This is a genomic window from Thalassococcus lentus (assembly GCF_028023555.1).
Taxonomy (GTDB): domain Bacteria; phylum Pseudomonadota; class Alphaproteobacteria; order Rhodobacterales; family Rhodobacteraceae; genus Thalassococcus_A; species Thalassococcus_A lentus.
Genome location: NZ_JAQIOY010000001.1, coordinates 451,363 through 463,788, shown reverse-complemented (window position 1 = coordinate 463,788; position 12,426 = coordinate 451,363). Strand labels below are relative to the sequence as shown.

At 56.5% G+C, this 12,426-nt stretch carries 11 protein-coding genes; 7 read left to right on the top strand and 4 right to left on the bottom strand.

The genetic code is table 11. The annotated features are described in order from the left end of the window. Positions 1 to 26: 26 nt before the first annotated feature. Positions 27 to 2,567, top strand: a complete 2,541-nt coding sequence (locus PFY00_RS02240) for a hybrid sensor histidine kinase/response regulator (RefSeq protein WP_271430885.1) — start codon at positions 27 to 29, stop codon at positions 2,565 to 2,567. Between the two features lie 16 nt (positions 2,568 to 2,583). Here the strand turns inward: PFY00_RS02240 and yaaA are convergent, their stop codons facing one another. The 3 genes from yaaA to PFY00_RS02225 form a co-directional block, all read right to left on the bottom strand. Then, positions 2,584 to 3,369 carry a peroxide stress protein YaaA gene (gene yaaA, locus PFY00_RS02235; protein ID WP_271430884.1) on the bottom strand — a complete coding sequence of 262 codons (786 nt, stop codon included), beginning with the start codon at positions 3,367 to 3,369 and terminating at the stop codon, positions 2,584 to 2,586. 123 nt (positions 3,370 to 3,492) lie between these two features. Continuing rightward, entirely contained in the window at positions 3,493 to 5,547 is a 2,055-nt protein-coding gene (gene recQ / locus PFY00_RS02230) for a DNA helicase RecQ (RefSeq protein WP_271430883.1), read from the bottom strand. Positions 5,548 to 5,638: 91 nt separating this feature from the next. Beyond that, on the bottom strand, positions 5,639 to 5,947 hold the full coding sequence (locus PFY00_RS02225; protein WP_271430882.1) for a YggT family protein: 309 nt from the start codon (positions 5,945 to 5,947) through the stop codon (positions 5,639 to 5,641). Between the two features lie 123 nt (positions 5,948 to 6,070). Here PFY00_RS02225 and PFY00_RS02220 point away from each other — a divergent pair, with 123 nt between their 5' ends. From PFY00_RS02220 to arfB, 6 genes are all read left to right on the top strand, one after another. Continuing rightward, positions 6,071 to 6,613 carry a thioesterase family protein gene (locus PFY00_RS02220; protein ID WP_271430881.1) on the top strand — a complete coding sequence of 181 codons (543 nt, stop codon included), beginning with the start codon at positions 6,071 to 6,073 and terminating at the stop codon, positions 6,611 to 6,613. A gap of 73 nt (positions 6,614 to 6,686) precedes the next feature. Beyond that, a complete protein-coding gene (locus PFY00_RS02215; protein ID WP_271430880.1) occupies positions 6,687 to 8,069 on the top strand; it encodes an MFS transporter in 1,383 nt (460 codons plus the stop codon). Next, positions 8,066 to 8,995, top strand: coding sequence for a penicillin-insensitive murein endopeptidase (gene mepA, locus PFY00_RS02210; protein ID WP_271430879.1), 930 nt, complete (start codon positions 8,066 to 8,068; stop codon positions 8,993 to 8,995). The genes PFY00_RS02215 and mepA overlap by 4 nt, the downstream gene beginning before the upstream one ends. Next, entirely contained in the window at positions 8,968 to 9,861 is an 894-nt protein-coding gene (locus PFY00_RS02205; protein ID WP_271430878.1) for an esterase-like activity of phytase family protein, read from the top strand. Before mepA ends, PFY00_RS02205 begins: the two co-directional genes overlap by 28 nt. Before the next feature lie 80 nt (positions 9,862 to 9,941). Beyond that, the gene (locus PFY00_RS02200; RefSeq protein WP_271430877.1) at positions 9,942 to 10,589 is read left to right on the top strand and encodes a queuosine precursor transporter; all 648 of its coding nucleotides are present in this window, start codon (positions 9,942 to 9,944) and stop codon (positions 10,587 to 10,589) included. Between the two features lie 247 nt (positions 10,590 to 10,836). Further along, positions 10,837 to 11,253 carry an alternative ribosome rescue aminoacyl-tRNA hydrolase ArfB gene (gene arfB / locus PFY00_RS02195; protein ID WP_271430876.1) on the top strand — a complete coding sequence of 139 codons (417 nt, stop codon included), beginning with the start codon at positions 10,837 to 10,839 and terminating at the stop codon, positions 11,251 to 11,253. A gap of 30 nt (positions 11,254 to 11,283) precedes the next feature. Here arfB and PFY00_RS02190 read toward each other — a convergent pair whose 3' ends face one another. Further along, positions 11,284 to 12,315, bottom strand: a complete 1,032-nt coding sequence (locus tag PFY00_RS02190; RefSeq protein ID WP_271430875.1) for a LacI family DNA-binding transcriptional regulator — start codon at positions 12,313 to 12,315, stop codon at positions 11,284 to 11,286. Between the last annotated feature and the right edge of the window lie 111 nt (positions 12,316 to 12,426).

The following is a 12,426-nucleotide window of genomic DNA, read 5'->3' as shown; positions in this document are numbered from 1 at the left end:
CGACGCGTGAAAGTCGGGAGAACCTTGTGGCGTCAAGCGAACAACTGGCACAGGAACGGCGCGCTCGGTTGGCTGCGGAACGGTTGCTTGAACTCAAGCAAACGGAACTTGTAGCCGCCAATCGCAAGCTGGGCGAACACGCCCTGCAACTGAGCCACGAAATCACCGAAACCCGCGCCGAGGTCGCGGAAGTGCGTTCGGAAAACAAGCGGGTCATCACCCAACTCGGCGAGGTGACGGAAAAGGTCGAAATCGTCGAGGATCAGCTTTGGCGGGCGCTTGAAACCATCAGGGATGGTTTCGCCATGTTCAACAGCGATGGCGTTATGGAACTGGCGAACCCCGCGTATCTTTCCATTTTCGACGACATTGATTGCATCGGGCCCGGCGCAACCTATCCGCAGGTTCTCGAAATTCTCAGCGAAGAAGGGATTGTTGACCTTCAGGGGGAACGCAGCCTGCGTTGGCAGGCCAGAATGCTCGATCGTTGGCATCAGGATCCGATCCCCAGCGTCACCATTCGCTTGTTCGACGGTCGTTTCATCAAGGTGCAGGACCGCAGAACACCCGAAGGCGGTGTTGTTTCGCTGGCAGTCGATACCACTGATCTGATGCGGATGTGGTCTGCGGTTCAGGAACTGCCGGACGGTTTCGTGATCTACGATGCCGATGATCGGCTTTTGATGTGCAATGATCCCTACAAGGACATCTACAGGGCCAGCGCACCCTCAATGACGCCCGGTGCCAGCTTTGAAGACATCCTGCGCTATGGTCTGGAGATGGGCCAATACACCGATGCAATCGGCCGGGAAGAGGAATGGCTGGAAGAGCGGCTCGCCGTTCACAGAAATGCCAATACCGAACTGGAACAGCGTCTGGATGATGGCCGTTGGATCCGGGTTTATGAACGCCAGACCCGCGACGGCGGCCGCGTTGGTCTGAGAATCGACATCACGCAGGTCAAAAAGGATCAGGAACGCCTGCGCGAAGCAACCATTCGGGCCGAAGCGGCAAATCGTGCCAAATCAGCGTTTCTCGCAAACATGTCCCATGAAATCCGCACGCCGATGAACGGAGTTGTCGGGATGGCCGATCTAATGATGGACACAGAGCTGAGCGAGGATCAGCAACTGTACATCGACACCATCAGATCATCAGGCGAAGCTCTTTTGGTCATTATCAACGACATTCTGGATTACTCAAAAATCGAGGCTGAAAAACTGCAGCTTCATCCGGAACCCTTTGATCTGGAACGCGCGATCCATGAGGTCGTGATGCTGCTGCAACCCACGGCGCGTGACAAGGGCATCGCCTTGCTCATTGACTATGACATCTTCCTGCCGACACGCTTTGTCGGGGATCCGGGCCGCATTCGTCAAATCCTGACCAACCTGATTGGCAATGCAGTAAAGTTCACCGTGGAAGGCCATGTGCTGATCCGTGTTGTCGGTGTCAGCGACTCCATGGGTGAAACCGCAGTGCACCTGACCATTGAGGATACCGGCATTGGCATTCCGGATGACAAGTTGGGCAGCATTTTCGGTGAATTCAATCAGGTCGAAGATGAAAGGAATCGTTCGTTTGAAGGAACCGGACTGGGCCTTGCGATTACGCGCCGCCTGATCGAGCTGATGCGCGGAGAGGTCTGGGTCGAATCCGAACTTGGAAAGGGCAGCTGTTTTGGAATGCGCATCGTGCTGCCAGCCGACGAACCTGTCGTACAGGACACAGCCGCTCTTCCTTCATTTTTGAAATCCGTGCTGGTTGTGGATGATCACAGCGCCAACCGATCGATTTTGTCCAAGCAACTGGAAATGCTTGGCCTGAGAACAAGCTTTTGCAAGACCGGTGTCGAGGCGCTGGACCGAATGAACCCAGCCCCGGATCTGATCATCGCCGAAGCCGATCTGCCGGACATGTCCGCTCAGGAAATGGTTTCGCAAATTCGCCAGCAAGGACACGATTTGCCCTTCATCCTGATGTCGGATTCCGCGGGTCAAATAGCCCGCGTCGCTGGATCAGAAGTGGACGCAGTCCTGCAAAAACCTTCGCCCAGAAGGGCCCTTTTTTCAGCGCTTGAAAACCTTGCGCCTCCGGTCTGCCAAAAAACAAATGAACCCGATAAGCCGCTAAATGAGCCGGTAAAATCATACACTCCGATCCAAGAGAACGGCACGCCGCTTGATGTGCTGGTGGCCGAAGACAACAAAACCAATCAGCTCGTCTTTCGCAAAATGGCGTCGGGATTCAACGTAACGCTGAGATTTGCGAACAATGGTCTGGAGGCAGTCGCCTGCTATCGGGACAAACGGCCCGATTTGATTTTCATGGATATTTCGATGCCTCAGATGGATGGCAAACAGGCCACCCGCGAAATTCGCAGGCTCGAGGGTGACGGACACCGCGTTCCGATCATAGCGGTGACCGCACACGCCATGGCAGGCGACAAGGAAAGCATTTTGGAAGCTGGGCTTGATGACTATCTAACCAAGCCGCTTCGCAAGGCCAATCTGGCTGAAAAGATCGAATACTATGGCGCACGTGTGCAGCGCGAACTGGCAGGGTAGCCGACGCCAGTTCGGTTCAGGATGCCTTGGCCAGTGCTTCGGCCGGACGCAAGAACACCGGCTTTTCTGGCTCGGACAAATCCGGTTGATACTGATATCCACCAAGGTCGAAATCTTGCAGGCTTTCGGCGTCGGTCAACCGGTTTTGAACGATAAACCGAGCCATCGCGCCACGCGCCCGTTTGGCATAAAAACTGACAATCTTGGGCGTGCCATTTTTGTCTTCCATGAACTGCGGTGTGATCACCTTCAGGTTCAGCGATTTGGCCGGAACCGCACCAAAATATTCCTGGCTGGCACAATTCACCAAAGTGTCCGTGCCGACGGTTTCGGCCTGTTCGTTCAACGCCTTGGAAATCTGGTCTTGCCAAAAATCATAAAGCGACTTTCCGCGCCGGGTCTTGAGCCGAGACCCCATTTCCAAACGATATGGCTGAATGCCGTCCAACGGCCGCAAGAGCCCATAGAGCCCCGACAAAATACGCAGGTGATCCTGCGCCCAGGCAAGTTCTTCCTGATCGAGACTACCGGCCTCCAGACCCTGATAGGTATCGCCCGCAAAGGCCATAACGGCTGGGCGCAAATGTTCAGCTTCGGGCGAATCTGCAAAACTGCGGAAACGGTCTCGGTTCAATTTGGCCAGATCATCGGACAGGCCCATCAAAGACTTCAGATCACCAAGAGTAAGGTTGCGGGCTGTTTTGACCAAGCGCTGTGCGTCCGGCTCAAAATCTGGTGACGTCATGTCGATATCCTGATCGCTCCAGTCCAGCCGTTTGGCCGGTGAAATCACCACGAGCATTGCGAGCCTCCCACGGAAATGAAAAACGGTTCGGCCTAAGACTTAGAGCCGGGACCCCCCAAGGTCCAGCGATCATCTGATTGCTCTCATGGGGATCGGAACTTTGGCGATCTGCGTTTGAGATCAGGACGCGTCGCGCAGAATTTCCAGAAAGGCCGTGCCAAACCGCTCAGCCTTTCGATCACCCAGAATGCGAGCAATGCTGTTTTCGCAATCGGGTCGCGTTTCGGCCAGCTTGGCCAGCATCGACGCATTGCAGGACATCGGCTTGTCCGTGCCATCCGCCCCGCGGATCAACTCGGCCTGCGCTTGCATCAAGGCATCAAAAACTTCGCCTGCGCCGCGTGCGGCCAGCTTGCGACGAGACGGGTGCAGCGTTTCGACAGCGCCGTTGATTACCTCAAGAAAAGCATTGCCGTAACGCTCAAGCTTTTTGGCCCCAACACCACTGATACGAGCCATCTCATCCAGATTGGATGGCCGTTTTTCGGCCATTTCGATCAGTGTTTTGTCGGGGAATATCACATAGGCTGGCGCCCGGGCTGCTTCGGCAAGAGCGCGACGTTTGGCCTTGAGCGCGGAAAGAAGCGGTGCGTCTTCTTCGCTGACCATGGTCTTGACCGCAGGTCGGCGTTCGGTTGCCCGAATCACGGCATCCCGACGCAGTTGAATGCTTTCTTCGCCTCGCAAGATCGGCAACGCACGGTCCGTCATGACCAAGGCCCCGTGCCGCTCGGCATCCGGGCGCATCAGATCATGGCCCATCATCTGACGGAACACGGCTTGCCACTGCCCTTTGGATAGATCTTTGCCAACGCCAAAGGTAGGCAGGTTTTCGTGCCCACGGGCCAGAACCTTTTCGGTTTTCTTGCCCATGACGATGTCGATCAAATGACCGGCACCAAAGCTTTCGTTTGTCCGCAAGGCCGCAGAAAGCGCCTTGCGCACGGCGTCGGTGCCGTCAAACAGCTCGGGCGGCGTGTCGCAGAGATCGCAGTTTCCACAAGGTTCGGCGGTTTCATCGAAATACTGAAGAAGAGCCTGCCGGCGGCAGCCCAGCGCTTCGGCCAAACCCAAAAGAGCGTTCAAACGACCATGGTCAGCCACACGCCTTTCCGGCGGAGCAAGACCTTCATCAATCTGGCTGCGCCTGAGACGAATATCATCGGGCCCGAACAGCGTCATGGTTTCAGCAGGCGCTCCATCGCGGCCCGCACGACCAATTTCCTGATAATAGGCTTCTATCGATTTGGGCAGATCGGCATGTGCAACCCAGCGAATATCCGGCTTGTCCACACCCATACCAAAGGCAACCGTAGCGACGACAACCAGCCCGTCTTCGGTGGCAAAACGTTCCTCAACTGCGCGCCGATCGTCGGCTTCCATCCCACCGTGATAGTGGCAGGCAGCATGCCCCTCATCACAAAGCGCCTTGGCCAGAGTTTCAGTCTTGGCCCGCGTTCCACAGTAAACGATGCCTGACTGCCCTTTGCGGGCCGCGGCAAAACTCAGGATCTGCTGGCGGGGCCCATCCTTGGGCTGAAAAGCCAAATGAATGTTCGGACGATCAAAGCCGCGCAAGAATGTTTGGGGCTGATGTCCGTCAAAGAGACGAGTGACGATCTCTTCTTGCGTTTCGCTATCCGCCGTCGCGGTGAATGCCGCCAGCGGCACATCCAGTGCGCGCCGTAGCTCACCAATGCGAAGGTAGTCCGGCCGGAAGTCGTGGCCCCATTGACTGACGCAATGTGCCTCGTCGACCGCGATCAACGAAACATTGGCCTGCGCCAACATGCGCTGAGTGCCGCCAGAAGCCAACCGTTCGGGCGCGAGATAGAGCAGTTTCAGGCTGCCATCCTGCATCATGTCCCAGACGGCGTCGTTTTCCTCGGCAGTATTACCAGACGTCAGCGCACCAGCCGCGACACCCGCTTCGCGCAGCCCTCTGACCTGATCACGCATCAGGGCGATCAAGGGCGAAATAACGACTGTAATGCCCGCGCGCATCAAAGCAGGCAGCTGAAAGCAGAGCGATTTACCCCCACCTGTGGGCATGATGGCCAAAACGTTTTCGCCGCGTGCAACGGACTCCACGATTTCGCCCTGACCAGGGCGAAAGGCGTCGAATCCAAAGACGTCTTTCAAAAGCGCGTCTGACGGCGCGGCATCGCGAGGCATGAGACCTGCCAATTATACTAGATCTGCTCTAGTCGGCACTGTCTCATACTAAGAATCGGTTAATCAAGCCCTGCGACCAGCCAAATCGGGCTTATCCGCAGAAACCAAGAGGACGTCCGCCACACAGCATGGTTGGCAGAATGTAATCCCGGAGCGAGATAAGCGCGATAAAGGCGACGAGAGGGGCCAGATCCAAAGCGCCGGTATTCGGCAACATTCTCCGGATCGGCTGGTAAATCGGCTCCAGCAACCGGTTCAAACCATCCCAAATCTGCGCAACGATCGGCTGACGCAGGTTCAAAATCTGGAAATTGATCAGCCAGCTCATGATGATGTGTACGATCATCACAAAAAATACGACGTCGAGAATGAGCCCAATTGGCCCGGCGATCGCTTGCATTTGCAGAACTCCTTGTTTGCGCAAGAAATAGGCTGCGCCCGGCCCAATCACAAGTGCCGCAGGGTCCGGTATTGACCTTCATCAGCAGCAGGATCAGTCAGGGCACAAATAAGGAGCAATTGAATGTATCCGTTTATTCGCCTGTTGGCATCCGGTCTCAAGGCCCGATCACTTCCAGAACTGCAACTTGGTGAGACGCATATTTCGCATCACATTTGCTGGCCTTGGGATCTCGATCTTTGGATGGAGCTGAACAACGGTCGCACTTTGACGCTGTATGACCTTGGGCGCATTCCGCTGGCTCAGCGATCCGGCCTTTTGAAGCTGCTGGCGCGCAAACGATGGGGTCTGACTATGGCGGGCGCGGTTGTCCGCTACCGCAGACGTGTCCGTGCCTTTGATAAAATCGAAATGCGCTCGCGCCTGCTCGGATGGGATGGCAAGTTCATGTATCTCGAACAGAGTATGTGGAAATCGAACGGCGACTGCGCGAGCCACGCTGTCTATCGCGGCGCTGTGACAGATCGCAATGGGATCGTTGCCACCGACATCGTTCTGAAAGCAATGGACCTTGAGCCAGCAGATGCGCCCGATTTGCCGGATTGGGTCAAGGCATGGCTCGCAGCAGAAGACCAAAGACCCTGGCCCCCAATGCAGGATAGCTGACGCAGCGTCCGGCATTCCTGTCTTGCCACAGAGCCGCGCACGGGGTTCTATCGCTGCAAAACAGGGGGATAAGATGGCAGATGTATCTGAGCAGGGAGCAATCTCGCTCCGAAAACGCATTTGGGGCTGGATGTTCTTTGATTGGGCGCAGCAACCCTATGCTACGCTGGGTCTGACCTTCATCTTTGGACCTTATTTTGCGGCGGTCGCGGTGGGTTACTTTATCGCCGAAGGTCTGTCAGACGAAGCAGCCCGCGTTCAGGCACAGGAATTGTGGACAGGCGCGCAAGCCATTGCAGGTTTGGTCATCGCCTTTTCAGCGCCCCTGATCGGGGCTTGGGCCGGTGCAACCGGCCGCAGAAAACCGTGGTTTTATTTCTTTGTCGCGATCGCATCCATTTGTGCCGCGATGCTTTGGGGCCTGATGCCGGACGGTCAGGGCCTGATGATGGCTCTGCTTTTGTTCTGGGTCGGCTTCGTGGCGTCGGAATCGGCTTTCGCGCTCTATAATTCTATCCTTCCATCACTGGGCGACAATGAGGACGCCGGTCGGATCAGTGGCGGCGCAACCGCCTTTGGCTACTGGGGTGGTGTTCTTTCGCTCTTCGTCGTGCTGCTGTTTTTTGCGGAAAACGACAGCGGTAAAACCCTGCTGGGGATTGATCCAATCTTTGGTCTGGATCCCGAAACGCGCGAAGGCACCCGCTCAGTCGGACCCTTCATCGCGATCTGGTTTATAATCTTCGCTATTCCGTTCTTTTTGTGGACCGAAGAGAAGCCGACCAACGAGCGGGCGAACATTGGCGTTGCGCTCAGCCGTCTCTGGAGCAGCATCAAAAGCGCCTTTCGCCAACGCAGCTATGGCAGCTTTTTGCTGGGTTCTATGTTCTATCGCGATGCGCTGACCATGCTGTACAGCGCGGGCGGTGTTTACGCGAACCTCGTTCTGGAATGGACCGTGATCCAAATTGGTGTGTTTGGCATTATCGCGGCCATCGCTGCGGCAATTCTCAGCTGGGTCGGCGGTTTGGCGGATGCCCGGCTCGGACCGAAACCCGTCATCGTGTTTTGTATCTGGGTTCTGATCGCGGTTTGCGCAGTCGTTGTGGGTATGTCCCGTGAAAGCCTGTTTGGCATTCCGCTTGAGGAAGGGTCCGGGCTTCCTGACATGATCTTTTATCTGTGTGGCGCAGCGATTGGCGGCGCTGGAGGCGCCATGTATTCGGCGTCACGGTCGTTGATGGTCAGGCATTGTACACCCGAAACCGCGACCGAGGCATTCGGGCTATTTGCACTGACCGGGCGCGCGACTGCGTTTCTGGCACCGGCTATGGTATCGGTCGCGACGGCTTGGACGCAAAGCAACCAATTGGGCTATATCCCGGTGATCGTTCTTTTCCTCTTGGGGCTGTTTCTGCTACGCTGGGTTAATCCAGAGGGAGTAAAGCCTAAATGATCCGCAGTATTTTTGCCCTGCTTTTGGTTGGTTTACTGGTCGCTTGTGGCGGCGGAAATTCCGGGCGCGACATTTCGGGCGAGCGGGTCAAAACACAGCGTGCACCGCTGGATCCCGTCATTGCTTCAAAACAAGCAAAACAGCTTTTCGGGGCCAAGCGTGGAGGGTCTGGTCAATCACCTGCAGCGCATGGGTTCTATTCGAAAGGTTGTCTTGCCGGAGGCGTTCAGCTTGAAGAAACCGGGCCGACCTGGCAGGCGATGCGATTGTCCCGGAACCGGAACTGGGGTCATCCGGAACTGGTCGATTTCGTAAAGAAGCTGTCCCGGCAGGCCGCCAAGCAACCCGGCTGGAATGGATTGTACGTCGGTGACATGAGCCAGCCGCGCGGCGGGCCGATGCTGACGGGCCACCGCAGCCACCAAATCGGATTGGACGTGGACATTTGGATGCTGCCTGCAAAAGATCTGAACCTAACGGTCAAACAGCGGGAAAACCTGTCGTCCATTTCAACGCGCAGATCATCGGGTGCCTATACAAACAACAACTGGACGCGTGCGCATCACGAAATTCTCAAAGCCGCCGCCAAAGACCCGCGTGTGGAACGCATTCTGGTGTTCCCCGGCGCCAAAGTTGCGATGTGCAAAGCTGAGAAAGGCGATCGCGCCTGGCTGCGAAAGATCCGTCCGTGGTGGGGTCATCATTATCACTTCCACGTACGGCTCGGGTGTCCGAAAGGGTCGCCAGGTTGCAATGGACAGGCAGCTCCACCGGCTGGTGATGGCTGCGCGGATGCCGAACGTTGGGTGCGCGATATCCTGAACCCGCCCCCACCTGATCCAAACGCACCTCCGCCAAAACCACGGCGTGAACTGACAATGGCGGATTTGCCACGACAATGCGCCGACGTATTGGCTGCGCGCTAAGCGCCTCTTTTCTTGCTGCGCTTTTGGCGCTTCCATCGGCGGCCTCTTCGCAGGCCGCCGAGTTTCTTGGGAGCTATCTGTGGCGCGCAGAGGACCACAACCTAGGGGGTTTTTCAGGCCTAGAACTGTCTGCAGATGGATCCCGGTTTGTTGCGATCAGCGACAGGGGTGGTGTGGTCGAGGGCACGATAGAGCGCAACGAAGACCGCATCATCCGGGTGACCTCTGGCCCCCCTGTGCCACTACCAGATCACAAAGGGCAGCCCCTGCGTGGCTGGCGTACTGACGCCGAAGGTCTGGCAGGCACGCCCGGCGAAACAATTTATGTTTCCTTTGAAGGCGGTCATCGCGTTTGGGCTTACCCCACATTGAAACAGGCTGATCGCCTGCCAAGGCCCGAGGCCTTTTCAAATTTTCAGGGCAATTCCGGGCTCGAGTCTCTGGCACTGGATCGGAGGGGACACATCTACGCCATCCCGGAACGATCTGGAAAACTGACGCGGCCGTTTCCCGTTTGGCGCTACGATGGTCAATGGACCCAGCCTTTTGGTCTGCGCCGCGACGGTGGTTTTCTTCCTGTCGGTGCCGATTTCGGACCGGATGACGCGCTCTATCTGCTAGAGCGTGAATTCAACGGGTTCGGGTTCAAAAGCAGAGTCCGGCGCTTTGTTATAGAAAACGATCAGGTCGTGGCTGAACAAACACTCCTTAGCACCAGTCTGCTGCGCCACGACAATCTGGAAGGGCTGGGTGTTTGGCAGGACGAAATCGGCGACATACGGATCACAATGATCTCAGATGACAATTTCCGAGCGCTTCAGCGGACCGAATTCGTTGAGTATCGCATCACTGTCCCCTTGCCATAGCGTGGTTAAGAGCCTAAAGCCCGCCCGTCCGGAATGATCCGGGCCAAGTCCCCGCAACCTTGCAAAAACGGGTCCATATAATGACGCGCAAATACCTTCCCGGCATTCTTGCCATGGCGACCATCGTCGTCGCTTCGAACATCCTCGTGCAGTACCTTTTTGGAAACTGGCTGACGTGGGGTGCTTTCACCTATCCTTTGGCCTTTCTGGTTACAGATCTGATGAACCGTCTTTATGGGGTGCAGGCCGCCCGGAAAGTCGTGCTCGCTGGCTTTGCCACTGGCGTTATCTGCTCGCTCATCGGCAGCCAGATCATGCTTCAGGGTGATGGCTATACATACGCTGCTGTTCCACTGCGCGTGGCCGTTGCATCCGGCATTGCGTTCCTGACCGCGCAATTGGTCGACGTATCGATCTTCAATCGTTTCCGCGAAGGACGCTGGTGGAGCGCGCCGCTGATCAGCACCCTTGTGGGATCGGCACTGGACACAGCATTGTTTTTCACGATCGCCTTCTCGGCCAGTGTTGCGGTTTTTGGCGCGCAAGCCGACGAAGCCGTCAGCTGGGCATGGGATGCCGTGCCTTTCCTTGGCTTCGGGTCTGAGCTTCCTTTGTGGGTTTCGCTCGCCTTTGCGGACTGGTTGGTCAAACTCGCCCTTGCCTTGATCGCCCTGATCCCCTTCAGAATGATCGTTTCGAAGGCAGGAAAAGCACAACCTGCTCTATGAGGTGAAAAAAGACTTTGTGGATCACCACAGCCGTGGCAACATCATCTTGCGTTTTCAACAGCTGAAAGGAGGTGATCCAGTGTCAAGAGAGTCATTGGAGAGAGGTGTCGGAACAGTTCGGGAGGCCGCGCTCTAGGGCAGACCCTGGGGCTTTGGCCCACCGAATTGGCAGAGCCTAACCGGCCCCGCCTCCGTATTCTCGAAGGGCCGCCTGACAAGGGCGGCCCTTTTTCGATATAGAAGCACCATGCAGATCAACGAAACCATCACCATTGAAGATTGGGAACTGACTGAACAGTTTATCCGTGCCTCTGGGCCGGGCGGGCAGAACGTCAACAAAGTGTCCACTGCCGTTGAATTGCGATTTGAAGCCGAACGTTCGCCCAACCTTCCGGGTGCGGTCAAAAACCGGTTGAAACGATTGGCAGGTCGCCGCTGGACCAAAGAGGGCGCATTGGTTCTGCAAGTGGATGAAACGCGCAGCCAGGCGCGCAATCGCGATATAGCACGGGAACGGCTGAAAGAGCTGATCCTGAAGGCCCTTGAAAAGCCCAAGCGCCGCATCCCGACACGGCCAACACTGGGTTCCAAAAAGCGGCGTCTTCAATCCAAAAAAGCGCGGGGAGAGGTCAAAGCGCTGCGTGGCAAAGTTGATCCCGACTAGGCCAACCGTCCGGCGCAAACAGTTTTGGAATTAATCTGACGGCGGCGCGGTGCTGTCGCGTACGACAAGCTCAACATCAAGAAGATGGACATGGCCCGGTTCAATCGGATTGCTGGGATCGTCGAGGCCATTCAGCATAAGCTCAGCGGCTGACTTGCCCAGTTGTGGCCGATTCTGGCGGATCGTCGTCAGCCGTGGATTATAGTATTCGGCCTGTTCGATATCATCGAACCCGACAACGGATATGTCCTGCGGCACCCGAATCCCCGCTTGGGTCAGCCGCGAAATCAGACCAAGCGCGACCTGATCGGATGCACAGAAAACAGCGGTTGGACGTTCATCCATGGCGATGATGCTATCGGCAGCCTCGTATCCGGAGCGCAAAGAAAAATCACCGCGAATGATCCAATCGTCCCGGAAAGGTAGTTCGAGCAAAGCACGTTCTTCGAGCATCCCGTCGCGGCGCGCTTTGGTCAGAACATTGCCCTTGGGGCCAGTGACGTGGGCAATCTTGCGATGTCCGAGTTCAAAGAGGTGGCGGATCGCCAATCGCGCACCCTTCGGGTTATCGCTGCGCACAGATGGGCAGGGCGTGTCCTCTACCCATTCACAGGCGAAAACGACGCGGTTTTGTCCGCTATCAGACTTCAGATCCCCAACACTTGAGATCTGGACGTTACCATCAAGCACAACGACGCCATCAACCCGGGAATCCATCAGGTAGGCGTTAAGGTTCCGGCCAACAGAATGGCTGTTGTTCGTATCCGCTATGAGCACCGCATAATCGGTCTCGGCGAAGCCTGCGTCGATCCCCGCCAGAATCTGCGAAAAGAATGGGTTTCCCAGATTCGGAACCAACACCAAAATCGCGCCTGCGCGTTGTCGACGGAGATTCCGCGCCGCCTGATTCACACGATAGCCGGTCGCCTCAACGGCTTCAAAAACGGCCCGTCGGGTGCTTTCGGCGACCACCGCGGGATTGCTCAGCGCGCGGCTGACCGTCGCCGTGGAAACACCTGCAGCCCGTGCAACATCCTGAATTTTCGTAACCTTCTGGGTCACCAATTTTGTTCCTTTGCCAATTCGCGGGCGTCTTGATCCACTATGAGCGATCCGGACTGCGATGGTGAGATCATATTTTTCTTGTAAACGATTACAAGCCGCTGTATTTCC

What these genes read in the sequence shown, in the direction of transcription:
- yaaA (WP_271430884.1), bottom strand. Translation starts at nt 3,369, where the DNA reads ATGCTCGTGGTGATTTCACCGGCCAAACGGCTGGACTGGAGCGATCAG.
- recQ (WP_271430883.1), bottom strand. Translation starts at nt 5,547, where the DNA reads ATGCCTCGCGATGCCGCGCCGTCAGACGCGCTTTTGAAAGACGTCTTT.
- PFY00_RS02225 (WP_271430882.1), bottom strand. Translation starts at nt 5,947, where the DNA reads ATGCAAGCGATCGCCGGGCCAATTGGGCTCATTCTCGACGTCGTATTT.
- PFY00_RS02220 (WP_271430881.1), top strand. Translation starts at nt 6,071, where the DNA reads ATGTATCCGTTTATTCGCCTGTTGGCATCCGGTCTCAAGGCCCGATCA.
- PFY00_RS02215 (WP_271430880.1), top strand. Translation starts at nt 6,687, where the DNA reads ATGGCAGATGTATCTGAGCAGGGAGCAATCTCGCTCCGAAAACGCATT.
- mepA (WP_271430879.1), top strand. Translation starts at nt 8,066, where the DNA reads ATGATCCGCAGTATTTTTGCCCTGCTTTTGGTTGGTTTACTGGTCGCT.
- PFY00_RS02205 (WP_271430878.1), top strand. Translation starts at nt 8,968, where the DNA reads ATGCGCCGACGTATTGGCTGCGCGCTAAGCGCCTCTTTTCTTGCTGCG.
- PFY00_RS02200 (WP_271430877.1), top strand. Translation starts at nt 9,942, where the DNA reads ATGACGCGCAAATACCTTCCCGGCATTCTTGCCATGGCGACCATCGTC.
- arfB (WP_271430876.1), top strand. Translation starts at nt 10,837, where the DNA reads ATGCAGATCAACGAAACCATCACCATTGAAGATTGGGAACTGACTGAA.